This is a genomic window from Streptomyces thermocarboxydovorans (assembly GCF_039524635.1).
Lineage (GTDB): Bacteria > Actinomycetota > Actinomycetes > Streptomycetales > Streptomycetaceae > Streptomyces > Streptomyces thermocarboxydovorans.
On record NZ_BAAAGU010000054.1, the window covers coordinates 19,459 to 46,307 of the forward strand.

27 protein-coding genes, 1 tRNA gene and 6 pseudogenes are annotated in these 26,849 nt (G+C 69.8%); 24 read left to right on the top strand and 10 right to left on the bottom strand.

Going from position 1 to position 26,849, the window contains the following annotated elements; genetic code table 11:
* The first annotated feature begins 40 nt into the window (after window positions 1-40).
* Together ABD198_RS23580 and ABD198_RS23585 are read left to right on the top strand one after the other, a co-directional pair.
* The gene (locus tag ABD198_RS23580) at window positions 41-955 is read left to right on the top strand and encodes a LysR family transcriptional regulator (protein ID WP_344005418.1); all 915 of its coding nucleotides are present in this window, start codon (window positions 41-43) and stop codon (window positions 953-955) included.
* Window positions 956-985: 30 nt separating this feature from the next.
* Window positions 986-1,366, top strand: coding sequence for an MmcQ/YjbR family DNA-binding protein (locus ABD198_RS23585; protein WP_344005420.1), 381 nt, complete (start codon window positions 986-988; stop codon window positions 1,364-1,366).
* A gap of 14 nt (window positions 1,367-1,380) precedes the next feature.
* On the opposite strand, the gene ABD198_RS23590 is transcribed toward ABD198_RS23585, so the two are convergent.
* Window positions 1,381-2,301, bottom strand: coding sequence for a transketolase family protein (locus ABD198_RS23590; RefSeq protein ID WP_344005422.1), 921 nt, complete (start codon window positions 2,299-2,301; stop codon window positions 1,381-1,383).
* Between the two features lie 71 nt (window positions 2,302-2,372).
* On the bottom strand, window positions 2,373-3,080 hold the full coding sequence (locus tag ABD198_RS23595; RefSeq protein WP_344005424.1) for a transketolase: 708 nt from the start codon (window positions 3,078-3,080) through the stop codon (window positions 2,373-2,375).
* Window positions 3,081-3,207: 127 nt separating this feature from the next.
* Here ABD198_RS23595 and ABD198_RS23600 point away from each other — a divergent pair.
* From ABD198_RS23600 to ABD198_RS23630, 7 genes and pseudogenes are all read left to right on the top strand, one after another.
* Window positions 3,208-3,281 (top strand) — tRNA-Pro (locus tag ABD198_RS23600).
* A gap of 267 nt (window positions 3,282-3,548) precedes the next feature.
* The gene (locus ABD198_RS23605) at window positions 3,549-4,523 is read left to right on the top strand and encodes a hypothetical protein (RefSeq protein ID WP_344005426.1); all 975 of its coding nucleotides are present in this window, start codon (window positions 3,549-3,551) and stop codon (window positions 4,521-4,523) included.
* Window positions 4,524-5,102: 579 nt separating this feature from the next.
* Window positions 5,103-5,636 (top strand): annotated as a pseudogene (locus ABD198_RS23610) (LuxR C-terminal-related transcriptional regulator); the annotation flags it as partial.
* A 187-nt stretch (window positions 5,637-5,823) separates the two neighbouring features.
* On the top strand, window positions 5,824-7,071 hold the full coding sequence (locus ABD198_RS23615) for an ABC transporter substrate-binding protein (RefSeq protein WP_344005428.1): 1,248 nt from the start codon (window positions 5,824-5,826) through the stop codon (window positions 7,069-7,071).
* Entirely contained in the window at window positions 7,068-7,976 is a 909-nt protein-coding gene (locus ABD198_RS23620) for a carbohydrate ABC transporter permease (protein ID WP_344005430.1), read from the top strand. Before ABD198_RS23615 ends, ABD198_RS23620 begins: the two co-directional genes overlap by 4 nt.
* A complete protein-coding gene (locus ABD198_RS23625) occupies window positions 7,976-8,809 on the top strand; it encodes a carbohydrate ABC transporter permease (protein ID WP_344005432.1) in 834 nt (277 codons plus the stop codon). The genes ABD198_RS23620 and ABD198_RS23625 overlap by 1 nt, the downstream gene beginning before the upstream one ends.
* 25 nt (window positions 8,810-8,834) lie before the next feature.
* The gene (locus ABD198_RS23630) at window positions 8,835-10,022 is read left to right on the top strand and encodes an ABC transporter ATP-binding protein (RefSeq protein WP_344005434.1); all 1,188 of its coding nucleotides are present in this window, start codon (window positions 8,835-8,837) and stop codon (window positions 10,020-10,022) included.
* A gap of 18 nt (window positions 10,023-10,040) precedes the next feature.
* Here the strand turns inward: ABD198_RS23630 and ABD198_RS23635 are convergent, their stop codons facing one another.
* Window positions 10,041-10,568 (bottom strand): NUDIX hydrolase family protein, encoded by a 528-nt coding sequence (locus ABD198_RS23635; RefSeq protein ID WP_344005469.1) that lies wholly within the window; start codon window positions 10,566-10,568, stop codon window positions 10,041-10,043.
* 118 nt (window positions 10,569-10,686) lie between these two features.
* A pseudogene (locus ABD198_RS23640) lies at window positions 10,687-11,349 on the bottom strand (SAM-dependent methyltransferase); the annotation flags it as partial.
* A 96-nt stretch (window positions 11,350-11,445) separates the two neighbouring features.
* On the opposite strand from ABD198_RS23640, the pseudogene ABD198_RS23645 reads away from it, so the two are divergent.
* The 15 genes and pseudogenes from ABD198_RS23645 to ABD198_RS23715 all read left to right on the top strand — a co-directional run bounded on the left by ABD198_RS23645 (window position 11,446) and on the right by ABD198_RS23715 (window position 21,327).
* Window positions 11,446-12,671, top strand: a pseudogene (locus ABD198_RS23645) (IS3 family transposase).
* Window positions 12,672-12,706: 35 nt separating this feature from the next.
* Entirely contained in the window at window positions 12,707-13,147 is a 441-nt protein-coding gene (locus ABD198_RS23650) for a hypothetical protein (protein WP_344005436.1), read from the top strand.
* Between the two features lie 186 nt (window positions 13,148-13,333).
* Window positions 13,334-13,774, top strand: coding sequence for a hypothetical protein (locus ABD198_RS23655; RefSeq protein ID WP_344005438.1), 441 nt, complete (start codon window positions 13,334-13,336; stop codon window positions 13,772-13,774).
* Window positions 13,775-13,800: 26 nt separating this feature from the next.
* Window positions 13,801-14,211 (top strand): thiol-disulfide oxidoreductase DCC family protein, encoded by a 411-nt coding sequence (locus tag ABD198_RS23660; protein ID WP_344005440.1) that lies wholly within the window; start codon window positions 13,801-13,803, stop codon window positions 14,209-14,211.
* The gene (locus ABD198_RS23665; RefSeq protein WP_344005442.1) at window positions 14,208-14,855 is read left to right on the top strand and encodes a serine hydrolase domain-containing protein; all 648 of its coding nucleotides are present in this window, start codon (window positions 14,208-14,210) and stop codon (window positions 14,853-14,855) included. Before ABD198_RS23660 ends, ABD198_RS23665 begins: the two co-directional genes overlap by 4 nt.
* A gap of 40 nt (window positions 14,856-14,895) precedes the next feature.
* Complete coding sequence (locus ABD198_RS23670; RefSeq protein ID WP_344005444.1) at window positions 14,896-15,045, top strand: hypothetical protein; 150 nt, start codon at window positions 14,896-14,898, stop codon at window positions 15,043-15,045.
* A 617-nt stretch (window positions 15,046-15,662) separates the two neighbouring features.
* Window positions 15,663-16,988 (top strand): FAD-binding oxidoreductase, encoded by a 1,326-nt coding sequence (locus ABD198_RS23675; protein WP_344005446.1) that lies wholly within the window; start codon window positions 15,663-15,665, stop codon window positions 16,986-16,988.
* Window positions 16,988-17,401 carry a ferredoxin reductase domain-containing protein gene (locus ABD198_RS23680; RefSeq protein ID WP_344005471.1) on the top strand — a complete coding sequence of 138 codons (414 nt, stop codon included), beginning with the start codon at window positions 16,988-16,990 and terminating at the stop codon, window positions 17,399-17,401. Before ABD198_RS23675 ends, ABD198_RS23680 begins: the two co-directional genes overlap by 1 nt.
* Window positions 17,402-17,614: 213 nt before the next feature.
* A pseudogene (locus ABD198_RS23685) lies at window positions 17,615-18,307 on the top strand (ferritin family protein); the annotation flags it as partial.
* A 277-nt stretch (window positions 18,308-18,584) separates the two neighbouring features.
* Window positions 18,585-18,941 (top strand): propane 2-monooxygenase effector subunit MimD, encoded by a 357-nt coding sequence (mimD, locus tag ABD198_RS23690; RefSeq protein WP_344005448.1) that lies wholly within the window; start codon window positions 18,585-18,587, stop codon window positions 18,939-18,941.
* Window positions 18,942-18,987: 46 nt separating this feature from the next.
* Complete coding sequence (locus ABD198_RS23695; RefSeq protein WP_344005449.1) at window positions 18,988-19,131, top strand: hypothetical protein; 144 nt, start codon at window positions 18,988-18,990, stop codon at window positions 19,129-19,131.
* Between the two features lie 15 nt (window positions 19,132-19,146).
* Window positions 19,147-19,998 carry an amidohydrolase family protein gene (locus ABD198_RS23700; RefSeq protein ID WP_344005473.1) on the top strand — a complete coding sequence of 284 codons (852 nt, stop codon included), beginning with the start codon at window positions 19,147-19,149 and terminating at the stop codon, window positions 19,996-19,998.
* A pseudogene (locus tag ABD198_RS23705) lies at window positions 19,995-20,228 on the top strand (iron-sulfur cluster assembly protein); the annotation flags it as partial. The gene ABD198_RS23700 and the pseudogene ABD198_RS23705, both read left to right, overlap by 4 nt.
* 119 nt (window positions 20,229-20,347) lie before the next feature.
* A complete protein-coding gene (locus ABD198_RS23710) occupies window positions 20,348-20,734 on the top strand; it encodes a hypothetical protein (protein ID WP_344005451.1) in 387 nt (128 codons plus the stop codon).
* Window positions 20,731-21,327, top strand: coding sequence for an alcohol dehydrogenase catalytic domain-containing protein (locus tag ABD198_RS23715; RefSeq protein WP_344005453.1), 597 nt, complete (start codon window positions 20,731-20,733; stop codon window positions 21,325-21,327). Before ABD198_RS23710 ends, ABD198_RS23715 begins: the two co-directional genes overlap by 4 nt.
* Here the strand turns inward: ABD198_RS23715 and ABD198_RS30780 are convergent.
* The 6 genes and pseudogenes from ABD198_RS30780 to ABD198_RS23740 form a co-directional block, all read right to left on the bottom strand.
* Window positions 21,289-21,714 (bottom strand): annotated as a pseudogene (locus ABD198_RS30780) (MHYT domain-containing protein); the annotation flags it as partial. The gene ABD198_RS23715 and the pseudogene ABD198_RS30780 sit on opposite strands and share 39 nt — an antisense overlap.
* Before the next feature lie 191 nt (window positions 21,715-21,905).
* Entirely contained in the window at window positions 21,906-22,943 is a 1,038-nt protein-coding gene (gene cbbX, locus ABD198_RS23720) for a CbbX protein (protein WP_344005455.1), read from the bottom strand.
* A gap of 13 nt (window positions 22,944-22,956) precedes the next feature.
* Window positions 22,957-23,385, bottom strand: a complete 429-nt coding sequence (locus ABD198_RS23725; protein WP_344005457.1) for a ribulose bisphosphate carboxylase small subunit — start codon at window positions 23,383-23,385, stop codon at window positions 22,957-22,959.
* Between the two features lie 17 nt (window positions 23,386-23,402).
* Window positions 23,403-24,833, bottom strand: coding sequence for a form I ribulose bisphosphate carboxylase large subunit (locus ABD198_RS23730; RefSeq protein WP_344005459.1), 1,431 nt, complete (start codon window positions 24,831-24,833; stop codon window positions 23,403-23,405).
* Window positions 24,834-25,007: 174 nt separating this feature from the next.
* Window positions 25,008-25,655 carry a nucleotidyltransferase family protein gene (locus ABD198_RS23735; protein ID WP_344005461.1) on the bottom strand — a complete coding sequence of 216 codons (648 nt, stop codon included), beginning with the start codon at window positions 25,653-25,655 and terminating at the stop codon, window positions 25,008-25,010.
* Complete coding sequence (locus tag ABD198_RS23740) at window positions 25,652-26,758, bottom strand: XdhC family protein (RefSeq protein ID WP_344005463.1); 1,107 nt, start codon at window positions 26,756-26,758, stop codon at window positions 25,652-25,654. The genes ABD198_RS23735 and ABD198_RS23740 overlap by 4 nt, the downstream gene beginning before the upstream one ends.
* Window positions 26,759-26,849 lie beyond the last annotated feature (91 nt).

The window sequence follows — 26,849 nt, forward strand, 5'->3', positions numbered from 1 at the left end:
CAGGGCGGGGTGCTCCGTCACGTTTGAGACAATCGGCCACATGATCGAGGCACGGCGGCTGCACATCCTCCGTGCGGTGGCCGACCACCGTACGGTCACGGCGGCTGCCGCCGCGCTCTACCTCACCCCGTCGGCGGTCTCCCAGCAGCTCACCGCGCTGGAGCAGGAGACCGGCCACAAGCTGGTGGAACGCAGCGCCAAGGGCGTACGGCTGACCCCGGCCGGCGAGATCCTGCTCAACCACACCAACGCGATCCTCGCCCAGCTGGAGCGGGCCGCGGCCGAGCTCGCCGCCTACAGCTCCGGTTCGGCCGGCACGGTCACCGTCGCCTCCTTCGCCACCGGCATCGCCGAGGTCGTCGCGCCCGCGGTGGCGAGCCTCGCCGGGTCGGCGCCCGGCATCCGTATCCGCGTCCAGGACGCCGAGGGCGACGCCAGCCTGCCGATGGTGCTGGACCGGCAGGTCGACGTGGCCGTCGCGGTCGAGTACCGGGGCGCACCGCCTGCCGACGACCCCCGGCTGGCCCATGTGCCGCTGTACGCCGAGCCGTTCGACGCGGTCGTCCCCGTCACCCACCGGCTCGCGGAGACCGCCGAGGTGCCGCTGTCCGAGCTGGCCAAGGACCCGTGGATCGGCCCCTACCCCGGCAACCCCTGCCATGACGTGGTCGTCCTGGCCTGCGAGAACGCCGGGTTCCAGCCGCGCCTTGAGCACTCCTCGGACGACTTCCGCGCGGTGGTCGCGCTGGCCGCCGCGGAAGCCGGGGTGGCGCTGGTGCCGCGGTCGGCGCTGCGCGGCATGGATCTCGCCGGTGTGGTGGTGCGGCCCGTCGACGGAGTGGCGCCCACCCGCCGGGTGTTCGCCGCCGTGCGCCGGGGCGCGGAGGAGCACCCGCTGATCAAGCCCGTCCTCGACGCGCTCCAGGAGGCCGCCCCCGCCTCTCCCACCAGGTGATGGTCAGTGGCGGGCGCTACGGTGCCTGCCATGCCGGATGCCGAAGACGTACGACGGATCGCGCTGTCCCTGCCGGACACCACGGAGAAGATCGCCTGGGGCATGCCCACCTTCCGGGTCGCGGGGAAGATGTTCGCCACGCTGCCCGAGGACGAGACGTCCATCGCGGTGCGCTGCCCCAAGGAGGAGCGCGACGAACTGGCCCTCGCCGAGCCGGAGAAGTTCTGGATCGCCGGCCACGAGGCGCAGTTCGCCTGGGTCAGGGTCCGGCTGGCCGCCCTCGAGGACGAGGGCGAACTGCACGACATCGTCGCCGACTCCTGGCGCCAGACGGCCCCGCCCCGCCTGCTGGAGGCCCACCCGACGCTGGGGCTGCCGCCCGCGAACCGACCTCCCGGCGGGGCCGCCTGACGCCAGGAGCCGCCTCACACACCCGCCGGTGCGGGCCGTCCTGCCAGGAAGCCGGTGATCCGCTCCCGCAGCGACCGCGCGTCGAGGCCGTGCGCGGCCACATGCTCCTCGATCGTGCCGTAGCGGCGCAGCTCGGCCCGGCCCACGCCCAGGCCGAGCACCCGGTGCGGCACGTCCGGCAGCGCGTCGTTCGCCGCCCTCGTCGAGGTGCCGACCAGGCAGGGCTCGACGAGCACCACGTCCGTCCCGGCCCCCTCGGTGGCCCAGCGCAGCGTGGCGGCGTCGAAGGGACGCACGGTCGTGGCGTAGAGGACGGTGACGTCGAGGCCCTCCGTCGCGGCGAGCACCGGGCCCAGCATCGGCCCGACCGCGACGACCACGCCGCGGCTTCCCTCGCGCACCGTGAGGAACCGCTCCCCGTCGACCGGCATGGCCTGCCCGTTGGACTGCACCGACAGCCGCACGTACACCTTGTCGTCACCGGCGCCCACCGCCTGCCGCAGCAGCGTCTCGGCCTCGTCCGGGTGCCCCGGCACATGCACGGTCCAGCCGTCCAGCGTGTCCAGCAGCGCCACGTCGCCCGGCGCCATGTGGGTGTAGCCGCCGGCCGGCCAGTCGAAGGACGCGGCGGCGCTCACCAGTACCGCCCCCACCCCCTGGTGCCCCAGGTCCAGCTTGACCTGCTCGAAGGGCCGCTCCACCAGGAAGCCGGCGAAGGTGTGCACCACCGGGCGCAGTCCCGTGAGCGCCATTCCGGAAGCGGCCCCCACCAGCAGCTGCTCACGGATGCCGACGTTCACCACCCGGTCGGGGTGCCGGCGCCGGGCGGCCTCGAATCCGGCCATGCCGACCTCGGCGAGTACCACGGCGACCCGGGGGTCCTCGTCGAGCAGCCGGGAGACGACAGGGGCCAGACGATCACGCATGGTGTCCACGGGGATCGCTCCTCTTCTGGTAAGCGTGTTGGGTGAGTCGGGCGGGTCGATCGGGCGGTGGTGGGGGGGCGTCAGGCGGGCTTCGGCTCGACCCGGGCCACCACCGCGTGCGGCCGGCCCGGGTGCGGTGCGGTGAACGCGGCGTACAGCGCCTCGTGGTCGCGTCCGTCGACGGTGCGCGTCGACCAGCCGGCCGCCTCGAAGCGGGCCGCGATGCCGCCGGGCCGGGCGTGGCTGGCGGAGGCGTTGTCGATGACGACCACGTGCAGCCGCTCCAGGCCGGCCGGCCCGGCGAAGGCGATCGCCTCGTGGTTGCTGCCCTCGTCCAGCTCGGCGTCCCCGATCAGCGTCCACACGCGCGGCTCGTTCAGCCCCTGCGCCCGCAGCCCCAGGGCCGTCCCCACCGCGATCGGCAGTCCGTGCCCCAGTGAGCCGCTGCCGATCTCCGCGCCCGGCACCAGCGTCCGGTCGGGATGGTGGCCCAGCGGGGAGTCGAAGGAGCCGAAGCCCGGCAGCCACTCCACCGGCAGGAAGCCTTTGGCGGCCAGCACCGCGTAGTACGCCATCGGCCCGTGTCCCTTGGACAGCAGGAACCGGTCGCGCTCCGGGGCGTCGGCCGTCTGCGGACTCACCCGCAGCACGCGGTCGTACAGCACCCACAGCACGTCCAGCGTGGAGGTGGCGGCCGGTCCGTGCTTCTCGTCGCCGGTCATGAGACTCATCAGTCCGGGCACGTCCGCGTAACCGTACACACGCCTGGTTTCCTCGGTCGTCGTCATGCCGACGATGCTGCAACCTCAACCAAACTTGAGGTCAAGCGCGAAAAGGAGTGCGCGATCACCATCGCGAGTGCGGTATGGTTTCCGTGCGCGTTCGGCCGGGGGAATTCCCAGGTCAGACGGGCAACGGGACGTGGCGCAGCTTGGTAGCGCACTTGACTGGGGGTCAAGGGGTCGCAGGTTCAAATCCTGTCGTCCCGACTTGCGAGAGTCGCAGTTCAGAGGCCGTACCGGAGTCTTCCGGGCGGCCTCTTCGCCGTTCCCGGGCGCACCGGTTCTTCGTTCTCCCGCCTGCCGGGGCGGGCAAGCCCTCTGCTGCAACCACGGTTGAGCCGGCCCGCCGGCATACCGCGAAGGTTTACCCCGACGATCAAACGGAGGTTTGACGATCCCGGGCGGCCGGCGGCGTAGCTTCTGTGGCGAGCGAGGGGAACACCTCGCCGACGGGGGGCCGCAAGGGGGGCGGGCATGTACTCGACCGTGAAGAGGAACGGGGGATTCAGGGCGAGGACACTGCTCGCCCCGCTCTGCGCGGCGCTGACCATGAGCACCGTCGTGCTGGCGGGGTGCGGTGGGCCGGCGGACCGGCCCCCGGCCGGGAAGGGGACGGCGGCCGCGGCAGCGCGTGCGGGGGAGGCCCGTGATCTGACGGACGCCGAGCGGATCACGGTCGAACGCGCCGAGGAGATCCTGGTCGCCAGGTGCATGCGCGAGCGCGGCTTCCGGTACTGGCCGGGCCCGGTCGCCGGTCTCGCGGACCGGCAGGGCCACGGCTATGTGCTCACCGATGTCGCATGGGCGAAACGGTACGGCTACGGCAGGGAACTCGAGGAGCGGGCACGGCGCGCGCGGCTGGAGGACCGCAACACCGCCTACACCGAGCGCCTGAGCCGGCGGGACCTCGCCCGTTACAACAAGGCCCTCGACGGCACCCTCGAGAAGGACCCGCTGAAGGTGGAGCTGCCGCGCGGCGGCACGGTGTGGATGCCCCGCGACGGCTGCCGGGCGCGGGCCATGGCGGAGCTGTACGGCGATCTGCCCACCTGGTTCCGGGTGAAGAAGACGGTGCAGAGCCTCACCGCCCTCTACGCCCCGGACATCCTGGCCGACCCCCGCTTCAAGCGCGCGGTCGGGGCCTGGTCCGCCTGCATGCGCAAGGCCGGCCACCCCTACGCCACCCCGCGCGAGATCCGCGAGCAACGGCCCCGGATCACCAGGGGCATGAGCCCGAAGGAAGCGCGGGCCGCCGAGGTGAGGCTCGCCGTCGCGGAGGCGACCTGCGCCGACCGCACCCCGCTGGCGCGCACCGCACGCAGCCTGGAGAAGCGGCTGCGCGAGGAGAAGCTGCGCCCCTACCGCGACGACATCGCCACCTTCCGGCGGATGAGCCTCACCGCGCTCTTCCGCGCCCGGGCCCTGGAGGCCGACGCGGCAACGCCCTGACCGGGACGAGGACTTCCGCGGCGCCCGCGCCGCGGAACGCACCACCGAACACCACACGCGTCACACACGTCGCATCCGCACGACCGACTCGAAGGGGGAACTCTCATGCGCAAGATCTCCGCCGTCCTGACGGCGCTCGGCATCGCCTCGCTGAGCCTGGCCGTCCCGGCGGCCACCGCCCACGCGGCCGCACAGCCCGTCCACACCTGCAAGGACGCCTGGTACGGCGCGACCTCCGGCTACTTCTACGCCTATGACGGCATCAACTGCGTCGGTTTCCTGGGCAAGGCCTCGGGCAACGACTCCAACTGGGGCAACGGCTCGGGCCCGTTCCAGGGCGGCGACACCAACAAGGCCGGCTCCGTGCTGAACAAGGGCACCTCCGGCATGGCCGTGGCCGTCTACAACGGCACCGGCACCGACTGGGGCGGCGGCTACAGCTGCCTGGCCCGCTCCGAGTACTACGCGAGCAACCTCAGCGACGACAAGTTCAGCAGCGGCGCCGGAGTCAACAACGGCATCAGCTCGCACCGCTGGGCGTGGAACTCCGAGTGCTACGGCCACTTCTGGGCCCGCTGCCGCATGCCGGGCATGGACGGCATCGCCGCCACCGAGCGCATCCTCGCCGAGGCCGCCGCCGGACCCGGGACCCCGGAGCAGGAGCCCGGCCTGCCGCGCGTGCTGGTGCTCACCACCTTCGACCTCGACGAGTACGTGTACGCCGCGCTGCGCGCCGGGGCGTCCGGCTTCCTCCTGAAGGACACCGGACCGGAACGGCTGCTGGAGGCGGTCCACGCCGTGGCACGCGGCGACATGCTCTTCGCCCCGAGCGTGACCCGCCGGCTCATCGAGGCCTACGTCCAGCGCGCGGAGCCGGTGCCGGACTCCCCGGCGTCCCTGGAGGCGCTCACCGCACGGGAGCGCGAGGTGCTGCGGCTGACCGCGCGCGGACTGTCCAACACCGAGATCGCCGAGCAGCTCTTCATCAGCGAGGCGACGGTCAAGACCCACCTGAACCGCACCATGACCAAGCTCGACCTGGACAGCCGCGCCCAGGCCGTCGTCGTGGCCTACGAGACCGGCCTGGTGGTGCCCGGGGGCTCCGCGGGCTGACCACGCGCATGCCCCGGGGGGGGCATTCGGGCGAATCCTTCGGTCTTGCACTTGATGTTGCGCTTTGTCCTGTTTAACGTTCGCCGGGTAAGCAGCACCGCGGGGTCTCACACCCGCGCCGCCGTCCCGGAAGCGAGGTGTGGAGCGCGTGCACGCGAGGTGCGGACGCCCCAGGAGGGCGCGGCGGATGCGGGCGGTCGTCGCGCTGACGCTGCTGGCCGCGACGCTCGCGGCCTGCGGCGACGACGAGGACTCCGGCGGCCGGCGCACCATCAACTGGTACAACTTCCCGGATGACTCCGGCGCCCTGCAGAAGGCCGCCGACCGGTGCAGCCAGGCCTCCGGCGGCCGCTACCGCATCGTCTACAACAAGCTGCCCCGCGCCGCCGACGGCCAGCGCCAGCAGTTGGTCCGCCGCCTCGCCGCCGAGGACGACTCCATGGACATCCTCGGCCTCGACGTCACCTGGGCCGCCGAGTTCGCCGAGGCCGGCTGGGTCCGCGAGTGGACCGGCGAGCGGAAGCGGCAGGCCATGGAGGGCACCCTGCGGGTGCCGATCCAGACGGCCACCTGGAAGGGCAAGCTGTACGCCGTCCCGTACAACACCAACACCCAGCTGCTGTGGTACCGCAAGGACCTGGTGCCAACCCCGCCGAAGACCTGGGCGGAGATGCTGGAGATGTCCCGCGAACTGGCCCGGCAGGGCAAGCCGCACTACGTGGAGATCCAGGGCGCCCAGTACGAGGGCCTCACCGTCTGGTTCAACACACTCATCAGCAGCGCGGGCGGCTCCATCCTCAACGCCAGTGCCACCGAGCCCTCGCTCGGCGCCCCGGCCGTCCGCGCCGCCTCGATCATGCGGGAGCTCGCGAACTCCCCGGCCGCCGACCCCTCGCTGCCCAACCAGATGGAGGACGCCAACCGCCTCGCCATGGAGGCGGGAGTGGCCGCGTTCCAGCTCAACTACCCGTTCGTCTATCCCTCGATGAAGGCGAACAACCCGAAGCTGTTCAAGAACTTCGCCTGGGCGCCCTACCCGCGCGTCGACGCCGGACGGCCCACCCGGACCACCATCGGCGGCATCGACCTCGCCGTCAGCTCCTACTCCCGCCACCCCGACCTCGCCTTCGAGGCCGCGCTGTGCCTGCGCAACCGGGAGAACCAGCTCACCGCGGCGCTCGAGGGCGGCCTGCCGCCCACCCTGCGCGCCCTGTACGACGAGCCGGCGTTCCAGAAGGAGTACCCCTTCCACCGGGAGGTGCTGACCGCGCTGCAGACGGCGAGCGTGCGGCCCCGGACCCCCGCCTACCAGAACGTGTCGATCGCCGTCTCGCACACGCTCTCCCCGCCCTCCGAGATCGAACCGGAGAGCTCCGTGGAGACCATCCGGGACCAGATCGACAAGGCCCTGCGATCCGAGGGTGTGATCCCGTGACCGACCGCCCACCGCGCGGCAAGGCGCTCTCGGAGGGTGCCCGGCAGGAGCGGCGCCTGGGCTGGCTGCTGTGCGCGCCGGCCGTGATCGTCATGCTCGCCGTGACCGCCTACCCCATCGGATACGCCGTCTACCTGTCCCTCCAGCGCTACGACCTGCGCTTCCCCGGCCGGGCCGAGTTCGTGGGCCTGGACAACTACGGGGCCGTGCTGTCCTCGTCGTTCTGGTGGGACGCCTTCTGGGTCACGCTGTTCATCACCGGCGTGTCCGTCGCCATCGAACTGGTCCTCGGCATGGGCCTCGCGCTGGTGATGCACCGCACCCTCTTCTGGCGGGGCACCGTCCGCACCGCCATCCTCATCCCGTACGGCATCGTCACCGTCGTCGCCGCGTTCTCCTGGCAGTACGCCTGGACACCCGACCTCGGCTACCTCGCCGAACTGCTGCCCGAGGGAGACGCCCCGCTGACCGAGCAGTGGCCCGCCCTGTGGCTGATCATCCTCGCCGAGGTGTGGAAGACGACCCCCTTCATGGCGCTGCTGCTGCTCGCCGGCCTCGCCCTCGTCCCCGAGGAGACGCTGAAGGCGGCGATGGTCGACGGCGCCACCGCCTGGCAGCGGTTCGTCCGGATCATGCTGCCCCTGATGAAACCGGCCATCCTCGTGGCGCTGCTCTTCCGCACCCTGGACGCCTTCCGGATCTTCGACAACATCTACATCCTCACCGCGGGCGCCCAGGACACCGGCTCCGTGTCCATCCTCGGCTACGACAACCTGTTCACCGCGCTGAACCTCGGCATCGGGTCGGCGATCTCGGTCCTGATCTTCATCTGCGTCGGGATCATCGCCTTCACCTTCGTCAAGCTGTTCGGCGCCGCCGCACCCGGCGCGGAGGTGAAGCGCTGATGGCCGCCGTCGGCAAGACCCACGCCACGCGATGGGCGATCGTCAATGTCGTCGTGGTGCTGTACGCCCTGTTCCCGGTGTGGTGGATCGCCGCGCTGTCGTTCAAGGACCCCAGCACCCTCACCGACGGCAGCTACATCCCCACCGACTGGACCCTGGAGAACTACAAGGGCATCTTCGACACGTCCGAGTTCACCCGCGCCCTGATCAACTCCATCGGCATCGCCCTGATCGCCACCGTGATCGCGGTCGGCCTCGGCACCATGGCCGCCTACGCGGTCGCCCGGCTGAGGTTCCCCGGCAAGCGGCTGCTGATCGGCATGTCGCTGCTCATCGCCATGTTCCCGCCGATCTCCCTGGTGTCGCCGCTGTTCAACATCGAGCGCATCATCGGCATCTTCGACACCTGGCCCGGCCTGATCATCCCGTACATGACCTTCTCGCTGCCGCTGGCGATCTACACCCTGTCGGCGTTCTTCCGGGAGATCCCCTGGGACCTGGAGAAGGCGGCCAAGGTCGACGGGGCGACGGCCGCGCAGGCGTTCCGCCTGGTCATCGTGCCGCTCGCGGCACCCGGCGTGTTCACCACCGCCATCCTCGTGTTCATCTTCTGCTGGAACGACTTCCTCTTCGCGATCTCGCTGACCTCCACCGAGTCCGCCCGGACGGTGCCGGCCGCGATCGCGTTCTTCACCGGCAGCTCCCAGTTCCAGCAGCCCACCGGGTCGATCGCCGCCGCCGCCGTGGTGATCACCATCCCGATCATCGTGTTCGTCCTGCTCTTCCAGCGGCGGATCGTCGCCGGCCTCACGTCCGGCGCGGTCAAGGGATGAGTCCGAAGGCAAGGAGGCGCCCCCCATGGCCGAGATCGTCCTCGAGGGAGTCAGCAAGCGTTACCCCGACGGATCCCTCGCCGTGCAGGGAGTGGACCTGGACATCGCCGACGGCGAGTTCGTGATCCTGGTCGGCCCGTCCGGCTGCGGCAAGTCCACCACGCTCAACATGATCGCCGGGCTGGAGGACATCACCGAGGGCACGCTGCGCATCGACGGCCGGGTCGTCAACGACCTCCCGCCCAAGGAACGCGACGTCGCCATGGTGTTCCAGAGCTACGCCCTCTACCCGCACATGAGCGTGCGGGAGAACATGGGCTTCCCGCTGCGCCTGGCCAAGGTCGACAAGGCGACCATCGACGCCAAGGTGGAGGAGGCCGCGCGGATCCTCGACCTCACCGACTTCCTGGACCGCAAGCCCTCGAACCTCTCCGGCGGCCAGCGCCAGCGGGTCGCCATGGGCCGGGCCATCGTGCGCGACCCCAAGGCGTTCCTGATGGACGAGCCGCTGTCCAACCTGGACGCCAAGCTCCGGGTGCAGATGCGCACCCAGATCTCCCGGCTGCAGCGGCGCCTGGGCACCACCACCGTGTACGTCACCCACGACCAGACCGAGGCGATGACCCTCGGCGACCGCGTCGTCGTGATGCGGCAGGGCGTGGTCCAGCAGGTCGGCACCCCCGCCGAGCTCTACGACCACCCGCGCAACCTGTTCGTCGCCGGCTTCATCGGCTCCCCGGCGATGAACTTCGTGCACGCCACCCTGGAGGCGGGCCGGCTGCGCACACCGCTCGGCGAGTTGCCGCTGCCGGACGCGGCGCGGCAGGCGCTGGAGCGGCAGAAGGCGCCCCGCGAGATGATCCTGGGGCTGCGTCCCGAGGCCTTCGAGGACATCGCCCTCGCCCCGGACACGGGCGGCCCCACCGTCACCGCCACCGTGGACGTGCTGGAGTCGCTGGGCTCGGACGCGTACGTCTACTTCAGCGCCGAGGGCGGACCGGTGAGCACCGCCGAGCTGGACGAACTGGCCACCGACTCGGGCGCCCGCGACACCGGCGCCGGGGGCGCACAGCAGGTCGTGGCGCGGGTGAACGCCGGCACCCGTGCCCGCGAGGGCGCGCCGATCGTGCTGCGGGTGGACATGGGCAAGGCGCATGTCTTCGACCCGGCCACCGGCACCAACCTCACGCACCCGGAGAAGACCGGAACCTGAGCCGGGCGCGTGCCGTGGTCAGATCGCGCAGCCCGCGTGCGCCAGTGCCTGCTTCAGCAGCACCCCGTGCCCGCCCGGCATCTCGCTCTGCACCGCCTCCGACACGGCCTCCTGCGGGCTGAACCACACCAGGTCCAGCGCGTCCTGCCGGGGCCGGCAGTCGCCCGTCACCGGCACGATGTAGGCCAGCGACACCGCGTGCTGGCGCGGGTCGTGGAACGGGGTGACGCCCAGCGTGGGGAAGTACTCGGCGACCGTGAACGGCTGGAGCGAGGCCGGCACGCGGGGCAGCGCCACCGGGCCCAGGTCCTTCTCCAGGTGCCGCAGCAGGGCGTCGCGCACCCGCTCGTGGTGCAGGACGCGGCCGGAGACGAGCGTCCGGCTGACCGTTCCGTCGGGGCCGATGCGCAGCAGCAGCCCGACGCTGGTGACTTCGCCGCTGTCGTCCACCCGCACCGGAACGGCCTCGACGTACAGGATCGGCATGCGGGCGCGGGCCGACTCCAGCTCGTCGGAGGTCAGCCAGCCCGGCGTGGTCTCGGTCATGTCAGACATTGCTTGATCATACTTTCGACGGTGCGGGACTGCGGTGAAGCCGGTCGTACACCCGGCGGCCGGCCGGTGCCCGGGCCCCGTGCGGGGCGCGGACCCGGCCGGAGCGGGGTCAGGGTTTCACGCCCACCGCCCCGTACTGCGGTACCACGACGGCCGAGTCGGAGGCGGCACGCCACCGGGAGCAGGACACCAGGCCCGGCTCCACCAGTTCCAGGCCCTCGAAGAAGGCGGCGATCTCGGTGCCGCTGCGGGCGGTGATCGGGGGAGTGGCGTTCTTGTTCCAGAACTCCATCGCGGGGACCTGGAGTTCACCGCCGACCTCGGGGTCGAAGGTCGGGTGGGTGAGCACCAGGAAGCTGCCGGAGGGCACCGCGGCCATGACCCGGCGCACGATGTCACGGGCCTCGGCGGTGTCGAGGACGAAGTTGAGGATGCCCAGCATCATCACCGCGACCGGACGGTCGAGGTCGAGGGTGTTCGCGGCCCGCCTCAGGATCGCGTCGGGGTCGTGCACATCGGCGTCGATGTAGTCGGTGGCGCCGTCGCGGGTGCCGGTGAGCAGGGTGCGGGCGTGCGCCAGCACGATCGGGTCGTTGTCGACGTAGACGATCCGGGCGTCGGGCGCGATCCGCTGGGCGATCTCATGGGTGTTGTCCGCGGTCGGCAGTCCGGTGCCGATGTCGAGGAACTGCCGCACTCCGCGCTCCGCGGCCAGGTAGGTCACGGCCCGGCCCAGGAATGCGCTCCCTGGTGACGCCGCTGCACAACCTCGGAGTCGTGGCCATCGCCTCCCAGATGTGCCTGGTGTACATGGTCTGAATCGACCCGGGTTTGATGGAGATCATCAAGACCCGGAAGGATGCCGATCATGGCTGCTCCCCGTAAGTACCCCGATGAACTGCGTGAGCGTGCGACGCGTCTGGCGGTCGAGGCTCGCAAGGACCCGGCCGGCCGGGCCGGTGCGATCAAGCGCGTCGCCGACCAGCTCGACGTACACCCCGAGGCACTGCGTGGGTGGGTGAAGCGGGCGGAGATCGACACGGGTGTCGTGGCCGGCACCACGAGCGCGGAGGCCGCGCGGATCGCGGAGCTGGAGCGGGAGGTGAAGGAACTGCGGCGGGCGAACGCGATCCTGAAGTCCGCCTCGGCTTTCTTCGCCGCGGAGCTGGACCGTCCACTGCGCTGAAGGTCGCCTACATCGACCGCCACAAAGAGGAGTTCGGCGTCCAGCCGATCTGCGATGCCCTGAAGGACACGGACGCCGCGATCGCGCCGAGCACCTACTACGCCGCCCACACCCGCCCCGAAGCCGCCCGCACCGTCCGGGACCGGGAGCTGACCGAGGAGATCCGCGTGATCCATCGCGACAACTACGGCGTCTATGGCGCCCGCAAGATCCACGCCGCCCTGCGGCGCAAGGGACGTCCGGTGGCCCGCTGCACGGTCGAGCGCCTCATGCGCGCGGACGGCCTGCGCGGCGTGGTCCGGGCCAAGAGCCCGCGCACCACCCGGCCCGCGCCCGAAACGGGCCGGCCCGCCGACCTGGTCAACCGCGAGTTCACCGCCGACGCGCCCAACCAGCTGTGGGTGGCCGATATCACCTATATCAAGACGCACTCCGGCTGGGTGTATGCCGCGTTCGTCATCGACGTGTTCTCCCGGATGGTCGTCGGCTGGCAGGTATCCACCAGCCTCTACATCGAACTCGCCCTGGATGCCCTGGAGATGGCGATATGGAGACGCCGACGCGATGGTGCGGACCTGGCCGGACTCGTGCACCACTCCGATCGCGGCGTGCAATACCGTGCCATCCGCTACACCGAGCGCCTGGAAGAGACCGCCGCGGTCGCCTCGGTCGGATCTCGGGGCGATTCGTACGATAACGCCCTCGCCGAGGCGTTCAACAGCTTGTTCAAAGCCGAGCTGATTCGCAACAAGGGCCCCTGGACCGGCATCAACGACGTCGAGATCGCCGTCGCCGAGTACGTCGACTGGTTCAACCAGCGAAGGCTCCACGGCGAGCTCGACCACACCCCGCCCGCCGAGTACGAGGCTCTCCACGCAGCATCACCCGCACCCCAGACCACCCCCTGAAAACCAGCTAACCGACTCTCCACGAAACCCGGGGCTTGACAGTCAGCGGCCTGTACAAGGTCCAGGGACGGATGTGGCAGGACGGCACTGCCCTGTTCTACGTGCTACGCGTGCCGGAGTTCACGTTTCCCGGCGTCTCGCACCTCGTCTACGACAACGACTTCCTGGTCGTCGCTGGGACGTACATCACCGTCTTCTTCCTCGTCTACTTCCCTCTCGGCGTGCTGGTGCCCGCACTGCGCCCCTGGGCCGCCACCATGTCGATCAGCTTCCACATCGCCATCGCGCTGTTCATGGGCCTGACCGGTTTCGCCTTGACGATGATCGCCTGCGACCTCGTCTTCCTCGACAAGGAACTCGGCAGGGCGGTCTCCACAGTCAGTGATCTGGCCGTCCGGCTGAGCCGGCGCGCGCGGCACAGACAGGAGCGGAAAGATCACGCCTTGGAAGGCGCGCTCACCGAGGAGTCCGCGTGACCATCCAGGCACCCGTGACTAGAAACGAAGCGTCGGTGCCAGACGCCGGGCAAGCTCGTTCCACCAAGTCGACGTAGGAGAGACAGCCAGGAAATGGAATCAACTGTTCCCCCTCAACCAGCCGACGGCACAACGGTGGGACTGTTCTGGGTCGCATCGGACGGCGTATACGTGGGAGCTCCGGCCATGGCACCGGCTCCCAACGTGATTCTCACGCCGTCGGGGCCCCGCGTCACCGGCCCGCACCCGTGTAGCTGGGCATGGTCGGACATTGCCGGCCTCGAGGTCACCGAAGTCCCGGTCCGCTCGACAGCGCGACGATGGGCCATCCATGCCGCGAGCTTCGCCGCTGCGGCCCTGGACGCCTGGGTGCCGAGCAGCCCCACCGAGATGACCGTGTCCCTCACCACGCCGGACGGCACATTCCAAACACCCGTCTACTCAAGCGCCGCCGTCGCCTACTCCCACCGCGAAGTTGCTCTCTCACGCCAGTTGATCAGCCGCTTCACCCAGGGCGCCGCCACGTCCGCCATCATGACCGAGTGGTGGGAACAGACGCGGCCCGTCAGGGTCCTCCGGTCACGCGAGCGGGAGGCCCTGCTCGAACTCTGGCTCACACGCAGTTGACACACCACGGAGACGAGGAAAAGCCTGTGCGCATCGCCCCCTCGGCACCCGGCAGTCCCGACGCGCCCATCCTGGGCTTCGACGGTGACTGCGCCTTTTGCCAGGCGACCATCGCCCGCCTGCAACGCCATGCCCGGCCCCGAATACAGGCCACGCCGTGGCAGGCCCTGCCCGACCACGTCACCCGGCCACACCGAGAACGCCTCGACAGGGAGGTGCTCCTCTTCGAAGGGACCGGGGTGACCAGTTCCGGAGCGCAGGCACTCGGCGCCTACCTCGCGTCGTCCCCGCGCTTGCGCTACCGGGCCGCAGGCCGGCTCCTGCGCATGCCCGCCATCAAGCAGACCGCTCGGCTCGTCTACCGCCAGATCGCCGCCCACCGGCATCGCATGCCCGGCGGCACAGCGGCATGCACACTGCCCCGAACACACGGGTGAAGATCATCATGACCCGAGTTCCCACCTGCATACTCAGCAGCTTCCAGGCACCCCAGATCCTCCACGGCCACAGCCCGGACCTGTTCGTACAGATCGGTTCCCTGACCAAGACGCTCACCGCGACCGTCCTGACCGCCCTGGCCGACGGCGGCATTCTGGGATTTGACGATCCGCTGGAACTGTTCCTGCCGGCTCCCAGGGGCACGGGAATCACCCTGCGCCACCTTGCCGAGCACACCTCGGGCCTTCCCCGACTGCCTCCCGGGATCCGCGGGCGCGACCCCTACGCGGGCTTCGACGCCAAGGCCCTGGATTCGGTTGTACGTCACCTCGACACCCTGGTCACGGCTCCTGCGGGCAGCATCGAGGAATACTCCAACCTCGGATACGCCCTCCTTGGCGCCGCTCTGGTCGCGGCCACCGCCACCCCGTACGAGGAACTCTGCACTGCCACCTCCTCAGCCCGCTCGGCATCACCGACGTCGCCGCCGACCGCCGTCCGACAGACGACTGTGCCGCCGGGGGCTGTTCGGACGAACGCGGCGCCCCTGGACTATGACCGGCGCGATCCTTCCCGCCGGGGGGCTGTGGGCCACCCCCCGGGCCACCGCCCGCCTCGTCACCGATCTGCTTGTCGACCGTAAACTCGGTGAGCCGGCGCCAGCCTGGCAGAAAGCAGGGCGCATGCTGTGGCACGACGGCGCGACACGCGACGCCTCCGTTTTCGCCGGCGCCACACCGCAGGGCTGGATCCTCGTGCACCGCCTGTCCGGTGAGAGTGCCGCAACGGACAAGTTGGCCCTGGACACATTGAGAGCCTTCATCGATTTCTGAATAACAGCGGCTAACCTTGGCGTTTAACATGGGCCGTTCACCTGACCCGCTGATCTTGGTTCGTTCCTGGGCGAACTGGGCGGATGCTTTATCGGCACCCGCAGTGTTCGAGCAGCAGCGGGATATCGGCGGAGCTGAAGTCGGTGCGCAGTACCCTGCGCGGTGCGCGCCGTCCACCAGGTCATCGAGGGCGGCCCGCAGGTGGGCGGCGGCGGCCACGATCTCGTCCGTGGCCGGCAGCCGGCCGCCGACCAGGGGAACAGCGGAGCGCCCGCACCCTGGGCCGAGCGCGCGTCGGCAGGAGCGGGTGAAGGCCGCCCAGGGGCCGGGCTCCTCGGCGAGAGCGGCGCGTGCCTGGGCGACGAGCTGTTCCGGCTTCCGAATGTGCCGACTCCGCACGATCCGACGTACTGCCACGCTGCGTGTGCGAAGCGGACCCCGACTATGTCCTGGCAGGGCCGCGGTCCATGGCCCGGTAACGCTCAATGGACCATGACGTGAAGGGCCGCGCGCCGTACGGCGCGCGGCCCTCGGTAGTACTTGCCCGGTGAACCAGCGGTTCCGGTGCGCTGCGATCAGAGGGCGGCCTGGGCCCGGCTGGCCTGGGCCCGGCTGCCTTGGACTTCGAGTGGTTCGAGTCCAAGTACCCGGGCTGGTACGCGGAGTACGGCGCCTGGTGGGAGGCGTACAACCGGCTCAAGCACCCCGGTGCCAACAAGCCGATCGCCTTCGAGGAGGTCGGCTACCAGTACCCGCACCGCTGCTGGACGTGCATGGTGCCGTGCCTGGTCCGCCAGGACATGGTGGTCGACAAGGTCGACGGCCAGTGGCGCACCTACTGCTCCGAGACCTGCGCGTGGACGGACACCACCGCGTTCAGGCCGGAGTACGAGGGGCGGGCCACCCCGTCGATGGGCCGGCTCACCGGCAAGCGCGAGTGGGAGACCTGCTACCACGGGCAAGACCTCGCCGACATCGTCAAGGACCTCGGCTACGTGCGCGACGACGGCAAGACCCTCGTCCCGCAGCCGCACCTCGACCTCGACGACCCGAAGAAGCCGTGGACGCTCGACGACATCCGGGGCAACACCTTCATCAGCCCCAACGTGTCGCTCAACGAGATGTCCGACGAGGAGCGCGAGGCGCACGTCGCGGACTACCGCAGCCGCAGCAACATCACCCCGTCGATGCTCCGACCCGTACCGCCAGGGGCCGAAACCCTGCCCCCTACCGCCAGGGAGGGAACAGCGGGGGCGCGCCGCCGTCGCGGGCACCACCAGGTGCGGCGCGACCCTGCCGAACCCCCTCCCGGAAGGCTGGTCTTTGTGGGCGACAAGCACCGCATCCGATTCGAACCGGTCGGCATCGAGATCGAGGCCGACGAGGACGAGACCGTACTCGACGCCACGTTCCGCCAGGGCGTCAGTCTCATGCACGGCTGCAAGGAGGGCCAGTGCTCCTCCTGCAAGTCATTCCCGCTCGACGGCGACCAGCAGATGGAGCGCTACTCCACCTTCGCGCCGGCCGACTACGAGAGTGAGGAGGGGTACGTCCTGCTCTGTCGGACGCACGCCTACGGCGATCTCAGCGTCGAACTCATCAACTACGACGAGGAGATGCTGCTCTCCGGCATCCCGCCCCGCCAGGCCCGCGCCACGGTCGCCGCCGTGCAGTCCCTCAGCCACGACATCACCCGACTCGTGCTCGATGTCCACCCCGCCGACGAACTCCCCTACCGGACCGGGCAGTACGTGGACATCGAGGTGCCCGGAACAGACCAGTGGCGATCCTTCTCCATGGCGGGTCTGCCCGCCGAGGGGCCGGGCGGCAAGCTGGAGTTCATCATCAAGCGCTACCCGGGCGGAAGGCTCTCCGGGATGCTCAACGGCGCCCTGCGCCCCGGCGACCCGCTCACGGTCAAGGCCCGTACGGCACCTGCGTGATGCGCGACGCGCCGGACCGCGACCTGATCCTGCTCGCGGGCGGCGCCGGCATGGCCCCGATCATGGCCCAGCTGCGCGGCCTGGCCGCGACCGGCAGCACCCGGCGCATCCGGTTCTACTACGGGGCGCGCACCGAGCGGGACCTGTTCGCCCTCGACGAGATCGCGGAACTCGGGTCCGGACTGGCGGACTTCGCGTTCGTGCCCGCCCTCTCCGAGGCCGCCTCGGGCAGCTACGAGCAGGGGCTGATCACCGAGGTCGTCGACCGGCACGAGGGCGACCTGTCGAGCGCCGACGCGTATCTGTGCGGACCTCCGCCGATGTGCGACGCCGCGATGGAACTGCTCACCGGCAAAGGCATGCCCGAGGAACGGATCTTCCTGGACAAGTTCACCACGTCCACCGGCACCTGACATGCCAGCAGCTGATCACCCAGTACCGAACCTCACTTCACCCGACCGACGCGAGGAGCCGTACGCATGACCACGCAAGCCGACGGACTGGTCAAGGGGGAACGCAGCTTCCCCAAGCCGCAGTTCACCGACGCCGAGGCGGGAGCACTGGTCTTCCCCAGTTCCGGCAGCCGGGCGTTCACCTACTACAAGCCGCAGAAGATGCGGGCCACCATGTACGAGGACGTCACCTTCGACGTCCAGCCGGACCCGGAGCGCCACCTGCTCCAGGGCTGGATCTACGGCTTCGCCGACGGATCCTCCGGCTACCCGCAGGACTGGACCGAGCAGCGCTCCTGCGACTGGCACCGCTTCCGCGACCCGAACGAGGAGTGGGAGCAGACGATCTTCCGCAACAACGCCAACGTCGTGCGGCAGATCCAGCAGAACCTCGCCAACGCCCGCAAGGCCGACGCCTACCAGCAGTGGACGCCCACCTGGACGCACTTCGTGGAGCGAAACGTCGACGCCTGGATGCACGCCGAACAGGGCCTGGGCATGCACGTGTTCGTGGCGATCCAGCGGTCCGCCCCCACCAACATGATCAACAACGCCCTCGCGGTCAACGGCACCCACAAGCTCCGCTTCGCCCAGGACCTCGCTCTCTACAACCTGGACATCGAGGAGGAACTGCCCTCCTTCGACGGCTCCGCGCACATCCAGGCGTGGCAGAGCGACCCGGTCTGGCAGGGCGTGCGCGAGACGGTGGAGCGGCTGACCGCTGTGCAGGACTGGGCGGAGGCCGCCTTCGCCACCAACCTCGTCTTCGAGCCGCTCGTGGGCGAACTGTTCCGCAGCCAGTTGGTCATGCAGATCGCCGCCCGCAACGGCGACTTCACCACCCCGTCCGTGATCGGCGCCGGCGAGGGTGACTACGACCGCGACCTGCGCTGGACCCGCGCCCTGTTCGAGCTGCTGCTCGGCGACGAGAAGCACGGCGAGGCCAACCGCGCCACCGCGGAGCGCTGGCTGTCCCAGTGGCTGCCGCCCACTCTCGACGCCGCCCGCCGCCTCCAGCCGCTGTGGTCGCAGGCCGACGAGAAGGTCCTGCGCTTCGAGGACAGTCTCGACCGGGCCAAGGACCGGTTCGTACGACTCATGGACGGCCTCGGCCTCTCCGTCGCCTCCGCAGAAGGGACCCGCGGTGAACACCAAGCCCTCCTCCGCCTTCTCCTCCGACCGCAGCTCCTCCAACCGGTGCGGCGTCACGCTGATGAACAACCAGAACGGCCATGTCGTGGCCGACGTGATGCGCACCAAGGAGCACGTCACCGTCACCGACTACCCATCCTTGATCCGGGTGGACGGCGAACGCCTGCTTACCTTCGACTTCGAGGAGATCTCCGACGCCCTCGGCTTCGACTTCGGGGTGAGCGACTTCGAGGAGATCATGTCCACCCACTACGGCCGGATGGTCCACCTCGACGACCGCACCATCCTCTTCGCCAACCCCGAGGACGCGGCCGAGTACATCGACTTCGACCTTGTCCCCGTCGGCTGACCGCCACGGGCGCAGCCGCACTCAGCAGGAAGGCAGGCAACCGGTCATGTACCGCAAGGACGGCGTCGACTACTTCATCGTCGACGGGCACATCCACTTCTGGGACGCCAGCGAGGAGAACATCGCCAACAAGTACGGCGAGGGCTTCATCCGCTGCTTCTACGACTACCAGCGCAACCTCAGCCCGTAGGAGTGGGTCTGGCCGCTGGAGAAGTTCCGCAAGTACAGCGAGCAGGACCTGATCCACGACATCTTCGACACCGGGTACGCGGACTGGGCGATCTTCCAGCCGACGTATCTCGGCGAGTTCTACCGCGAGGGCTTCAACACCATCGAGCGGAACGGCGCGTTGGCCCGCAAGCACCCCGACCGGCTGATCGTCAACGGCGCCTTCGACCCGCGCGAGGGCGAGGCGGGCCTGGAGCGCCTGGAGGAGCTGCACGCCGAGTGGAACCTGCGCGGCGTCAAGCTCTACACCGCCGAGTGGCGTGGCTCCTCCAAGGGCTGGAAGCTGTCCGACCCGGAGGCCCAGGACTATCTGGCGCTGTGCGAGCGGCTCGGCATCCGCAACATCCACGTCCACAAGGGCCCCACCATCTGGCCGCTGAACCGGGACGCCTTCGACGTCGCCGACATCGACCACGCGGCCAGCGCCTTCCCCGGCCTGAACTTCATCGTCGAGCACTCCGGGCTGCCCCGTCTCGACGACTTCTGCTGGATCGCCACCCAGGAACCGAACGTCTACGCCGGCCTGTCCGTCGTGATGCCGTTCATCCACACCCGCCCCCGATACTTCGCCCAGATCATCGGCGAACTGCTGTACTGGCTCGACGAGGACCGCATCGTGTTCGGGAGCGACTACGCGATCTGGAGCCCCAAGTGGCTCATCGAACGGTTCGTCGACTTCCAGATCCCCGAGGACCTCCAGCCCGAGTACGGCGTCCTCACCACCGACGTCAAGCGCAAGATCCTCGGCCTCAACCACGCGCGGCTGTACGACCTGAAGGTCCCCGAAAGCGCGCAGGTCCCCGCCTCCGACGCGGCGGCAGCGGCATGACCGCTGTCACCGAGGCGGTGGACCGGGTCACCGCCGTCAACGCGGCACTGGCGGCGGTGCTCGACCCTGAACTCGACCGGCCCATCACCGACCTGGGCTTCGTGCGATCCGTCAGCGTGGGCTCCGACGGCTCGGTGGAGGCCAGACTCCGGCTGCCCACCTACTTCTGCGCCCCCAACTTCGCCTGGCTGATGGTGGAGGACGCCCGGCGCGCGCTGGCCGGGCTCTCCTGGGCGGGGGAATGCCGGGTGATCCTGGAGGACCACTTCGCCTCCGACGAGATCAACGAGGGCGTGGGCTGCGGCAAGACCTTCGCCGACGGTTCCCCGGCCTCGCCGATCCGGACCGCATGCAGGAACTGCGCGCCGTCTTCCTGCGCAAGGGGCACCTCGCCGCGCAGGCCCGGCTCGGCCGACGGCTCCTGGAACGCGGCTGGACCCTGCGACAACTCGGCGACGCGGTCCTCGGGGACCTGCCCGAGCGCCTCACGGTCACGGTCCGCAAGCGCCGCTCGCTGCTGGGCCTGCCGGCGGACCCCGGCGCCCCGCTGTTCGCGGACGACGCGGGGAAGGCCGTGCCCACCGTGGCGCTGGAGGGACACCTGCGTCGGGGTCGTATTGCGGGCGTCGGCATCGAGGCCAACACCCAGGTCTGCGAAAGCCTGTTGGTCACCCGCTACGGGCCGGACGACTGCGATACGGCAGCGGGCGGCGGCAGAAAGGAGGCAACGGCATGAAGGCCGTACGACTGCACGGTTACGAGCGCACCCCGGTACTCGACGACGTACCCGACCCGGTGGTCGCCGGGCCCCTCGACGTGATCGTCAGGATCGGCGGCGCCGGGGTGTGCCGCACCGACCTGCACATCATCGAGGGCCAGTGGGCGGCCAAGAGCGGGGTGGCCCTGCCGTACATCCAGGGGCACGAGAACGCGGGCTGGGTGGCTGAGGTCGGCGCGGCGGTCACCGGTCTCGCACCCGGTGACCCCGTCATCCTGCATCCGCTGGTCACCTGCGGGCTGTGCGCGGCCTGCCGGCGCGGCGACGACGTGCACTGCGCGGCGAGCATCGTCCCCGGCATCGACGCGGACGGCGGGTTCGCGGAGTACCTGCGCACCAACGCCCGCGCGGTCGTCCGGCTCGACCCGGGACTCGCTCCGGCGGACGTGGCCGCGCTCGCCGACGCCGGGCTCACCGCGTACCACGCGGCGAAGAAGGCGGCCCGCAGGCGGCGCCGCGGTGGTGGCGACGATCGCGATCACGATCGAGAGTGCGACCAGATCCCTCGAATAGCTGATCGATCCAGGCACCCGCAGGGCTGCCATGCCTAGGTGGTGCATGGCAGCCACTCCAAGGCCGGAGACGAGGCCACCGCACACGAGGGAGAGCGTAGTTCCGTCGCGCCCCGCGATGAGCATGCCGACTCCCACGGTCAGGACGGCCAGCACCCAGCTCACGATGGTCAGGGTGACGCCGTACCGCACGGTGACTCCATCGACCGTGAACCCGAGCATGGCGATGAAGTGCATCCCCCAGATCCCGGAGCCGAGTGTCAAGGCCCCGCCGACGAGCCATCCGAGGCCGTCCGGGAGGCCTCTGGCACGGTAACGCCCCGCGCAGCCCAGGCCGAGAGCGGAACCGATGCAGGCCGTGCTGTAGGCCAGCAGGGGAACGAAGGCATGGGAAAACAGATGCTGGTTGTGCGTCATCTCAGGCATGGATGGCCGCCGTTCGCATACATGTCAACAACTACGGGTCGCTGCCTCCGCGCCGCAGGCCCGCGGGGAGGGGGATCGGCGGCCGCGCGGCGTCAGTGATGAAGGCCCGGCGGGGTCGGCGGTGAGGACCGGGCCGGGCCCTGATCATTCATGTGCGCGTCAGGAGGGGCTGTATTCCCTCCCGACGCGCATCAACTCCTGCCTGGTGCGCGTGATCCGCTGGAAGTACCCGCTTCGGCCGGCTCGGTGGAGAACACCCGGCTGGCGAGGAAGTCCTCGGGCTCCAGCCGTATGAGATCGTCCTTCGACAGCGGTTCGGCGCCGCGGTCGACCAGCCGGTTGGCGTGCCGCAGCCGGGCGCGCTCCACGGCGTTGCGGACGCTGCGGGCGTTGGCGAACCGCGGCTGCTCGCGGCGTCTTTCGAGGTAGTCCCGGAAGGTGCTGCGCGCCTTTGGGGACAGCGCGTAGCGCTGCTCGCCCACGATGAGCTCGCCGATCTGCGCCAGCTCGTCGAGGGTGTAGTCGGGGAAGTCGATGTGGTGCGCGATCCGCGAGCTCATTCCCGGGTTGGACTGGAAGAAGGTGTCCATCCGGTCCTTGTACCCGGCGAGGATGACGACGAGGTCGTCGCGCTGGTTCTCCATGACCTGCAGCAGGATCTCGATGGCTTCCTGCCCGTAGTCGCGCTCGTTCTCCGCCCGGTACAGGTAGTAGGCCTCATCGATGAACAGCACGCCGCCCATCGCCCGTTTGAGGACCTCCTTGGTCTTGGGCGCGGTGTGTCCGACGTACTGCCCCACGAGGTCGTCGCGGGTGACCGCGACCAGATGACCGCGCTCGAGGTAGCCCAGCCGCTTGAGGAGCTCGGCCATGCGCAGCGCCACCGTGGTCTTCCCCGTGCCGGGACTGCCGGTGAAGGACATGTGGAGGTTGGGGCGGCTGGCCGAGAGGCCGAACCGTGCCCGTTGCCGGTCGACGAGCAGTAGCGCTGCGATCTCCCGGATGCGGGTCTTCACCGGGCGCAGCCCGACCAGGTCCCTGTCCAGCGCATCCAGCACCTCGTCGACACCCGAGTCCCGGCGCTCCGCATTGAGGTCGACGGTCGCGTCCTCGGGCAGGATCAGCTCGGCCGGATCCGGCGGCTCAGGCGGCCCGTCCGCTCCGGGCACCAGGCCGGGCGCGGACGGACGCATCCCGAAGACCGGACGCTCGTTGTCTGCACCGGTCATGTGCAACGTCGCCTCACTGGTTGGGGGCGTAACGCCGGCCGGCCGGGCTGTCGGTGGCGTACGCGTGCGTCGTGTACTGGATCCGACGGTCGCTCATCTCGTGCCGGTCAAGCCGGAAACCGGGCTCCTCGGCAGGCCGGTTGACGATGAACGACAGCGCGGTGGTCTGCCGGCCCAGCCGTGCGTCGTAGGCATTGACCCGGACGTAGCGGTTGGGGTACGCCTTCCGGCACTCGTTGACCTCGTACATCACGCCGGCGGCGTCCTTCAGGTCGAACATCGGCAGGCCCCACATCTCCCAGTAGTTGTTGCGGGGGTGAGGGTCGTCGGTGAACTCCACCGACAGCGGCCAGCCGTTGTCCAGCGCGTACTGGATCTGCTTCTCGATTTCCTCGTCGCTCAGGTCGGGCAGATAGGAGAAGGTGCCCTGGGTGATCCGCATGCTGTTCCTCCCAGCCGTCAGGCCGTCGTCGGGGTCGCGATGACGTCCGGCGTGTCGGTGGACTCATAGTTGAAGGTGATGTCGCCCCACGTGGACAGCGCGACCTCGAGCTCGCGGTTCTGCTTCGCCGCGGCCCGGAGGATGTCCGGACCCTCGGCGAGGTAGTCCCGGCCCTCGTTGCGCGCCTTGATCATCGCCTCGAGTGCGACGCGGTTGGCTGCGGCGCCGGCGGCGATGCCCATGGGGTGGCCGATCGTGCCGCCGCCGAACTGCAGGATCGTGTCCTCGCCGAGGTAGTGCAGCAGCTGGTGCATCTGCCCGGCGTGGATGCCGCCGGACGCGACCGGCATGACGCCGGCCATGGAGGCCCAGTCCTGCTCGAAGTACAGGCCCTTCACCGGGTCGGGGTCGACCTTGTCGAGCCGCAGCGTGTCGTAGAAGCCGCGCACCGTATTGGGGTCGCCCTCGAGCTTGCCGACGACCGTGCCCGCATGGATGTGGTCGACACCGGCCAGGCGCATCCACTTGGAGATGACCCGGAAGCTGACGCCGTGGGTCTTCTGCCGGGTGTATGTCCCATGGCCGGCGCGGTGGAGGTGCAGCAGAACCCCGTTGCGGCGGGCCCACTTCGCCATCGACTGGATCGCGGTGTAACCCACCGTCAGATCGATCATCACGACGACGCTGCCGAGCTCCTTGGCGAATTCGGCGCGCTCGTACATGTCCTCCATGGTCGCCGCGGTGACGTTGAGGTAGTGGCCCTTGATCTCACCGGTCTCCGCCTGCGCCCGGTTGACCGCCTCCATGCAGAACACGAACCGGTCCCGCCAGCGCATGAACGGCTGCGAGTTGATGTTCTCGTCGTCCTTGGTGAAGTCCAGACCGCCGCGCAGGGCCTCGTACACCACCCGGCCGTAGTTGCGCGCCGACAAGCCGAGCTTCGGCTTCACCGTCGCACCCAGCAGCGGGCGGCCGTACTTGTTGAGGTACTCCCGCTCCATCACGATGCCATGCGGGGGACCCTGGAACGTCTTGGTGTAGTGCGGCGGGATTCGCATGTCCTCGAGCCGCAGCGCCTTGAGCGGTTTGAACCCGAAGACGTTGCCGATGATCGACGAGGTGAGGTTCGCGATCGAGCCCTCCTCGAACAGGTCGAGGTCGTACGCGATGTAAGCGATGTACTGGCCCTCTGTGCCCGGCACCGGATCCACCCGGTAGCACTTGGCCTGGTAGTGGTCGTACGCCGTGAGACGGTCCGTCCACACCACCGTCCACGTGGCCGTCGAGGACTCGCCCGCCACCGCGGCGCCGGCCTCCTCGGGCGGCACGCCCGGCTGCGGCGTGATGCGGAACGCTGCGAGAACGTCTGTCGGCTTCGGCTCGTAGTCGGGCTGCCAGTAACCCATTTCGGCGTAGGGAATGACCCCGGCGCCCCAGCGTTCCGTCATGTTTCCTCCTGACGATGGGGTGTATCGGAATGTCCCCATGATGACCGGAGACATTTCGCATTTCCATCAAGTCTTTTTGCGGACACCTAAGTAATCGTTCAGGTGTTGACGCGGTGCTGGGTGGCAGCTCAGACGCGGGTGGGCCGAGCCATGGACGGTGTGCCCGGCCTGTGACTACTCCGATCGCGGGGCGACGGGCACGCCGAGGGTTGCGCACACCTCGACGTAGTCCTCCCATGTGTCGATGTCACGGGGGAGCGGCCGGTCCACCGCGAGTCGCTGCAGGCGGTCCGGAGGCGCGTGGTCGACGATCTTCCACACCGCCTTGTCGCCGTGCAGGCCCCGCAGGGTCGCGAAGGCGTCGGCCGAGAAGATGAACGGATGGCCGAACTGGCCCCGGTAGCTGGTGATCGCCGCCCAGCTGGGCATTGCCCGCCAGCGCACCAGAAGTTCGTCGATGACCGCTGTGTCGATCTCCGGCATGTCGCCGAGGAGGAGCATGACAGCAGCGCACTCGCCGGCCGCGTCGAGGCCCGCGAGCAGCGAGGACGCGCACCCGGAGCCGTAGGCGTCGTTACGCACGACACGCGCCCGTCCGGGATGCAACGACCGGACGACGTCGTCGCCACCACCGCCCACCACCACGACGACACGATCGAGCGAGGAGCGTTCGACGCGAGCGACCACCCGGGCGAGCACCGTGGTGTCGCCCAGCGGGAGCAGCTGCTTGGGGCGCCCCAGCCGGGTGGACGCGCCCGCCCCGAGCACGATGCCGACGACCGCTTGGGAGGCCGGCACGCTCGGGCCCGGCGCCACGCTCATGCGTGGATCGGTCCGTGCCCGTCGCGGAGCGGCCCCACCGCACCCGTGCGCCCGGCGCGGGCCGCGATGATCTCGGCGCAGATGGAGACGGCGGTCTCCTCGGGTGTCCGCGCCCCGAGGTCCAGGCCGATGGGTGCCAGGACCCGGGCGATGGCGGCGTCGTCGACGCCTTCCTCCTTCAGTCGCCTGACCCGGTCCGCGTGGGTCCGCCGGGAGCCCATCGCGCCGAGGTAGCCGACGTCGGTGCCGAGGGCTGTGACGATGGCCGGCACGTCGAATTTGGCGTCGTGCGTGAGCACGCAGACGGCGTCGCGGGGGCCGAGCGTGGGGCCGACCTCCTGCAGCAGCCGGTGCGGCCACTCGGCGACCACCGCATCGGCCATCGGGAACCGCTTCCGGGTGGCGAACACAGGTCGGGCGTCGCACACCGTCACGTGGTAGCCGAGAACCTTGGCGACCCGGGCGAGCGCGGCGGTGAAGTCGACTGCCCCGAAGATGAGCATGCGGGGGGGCGGCACGAACGACTCGATGAACACAGACACCGTGCTCCCGCAGGAATCGCCGTGCTCGCCGTAGTGCCGTACTGCGGTCGTCCCCGCGGCCAGCCCGAAGCGGGCGTCGAGGGCGACGACGCGGTCGAGGTCCGGGTCACCCAGGGAACCGACCGGCTCGACGGTCTCGTCGTGGCGAACCAGCAGCTTTGCGCCGGTGTTCGGCCCCTTGATCACCGTGGCCAGCGCGAACGGCGTGTTGTCGAGCTGCAGTCGGCGGACCTCGTCGTAGAGCGTCCACCAGTCGAGCGGTTCGACGTAGAGGTGGATCGTGCCCCCACAGGTGAGGCCCACGGCGAAGGCGTCGTCGTCGCTGTAGCCGAACGTCACGACGGTGCGGTCACCGGACGAGATGGCCTCAAGGCCCTCGGTCACGACCGCGCCCTCCACGCACCCGCCCGAGACCGAACCCGCCACCTCGCTGTCCTCGCTGACGGCCATGGCCGCACCCGGGAGCCGGGGGCCGCTGCCATCGACGTCGATCACCCGTGCGATGGCGACCCTCTTGCCCTGGGCTCGCCATCGGTCGAGGTCGTCCAGGATCTCCTTCACGGACTCTTCGCCTACCGGGTCAGCCAGAAGATGACAGCGGCGAGGACGACGAGGACGGCGGCCGGTGGGAGGGCACGCTTGAGGACGGCGC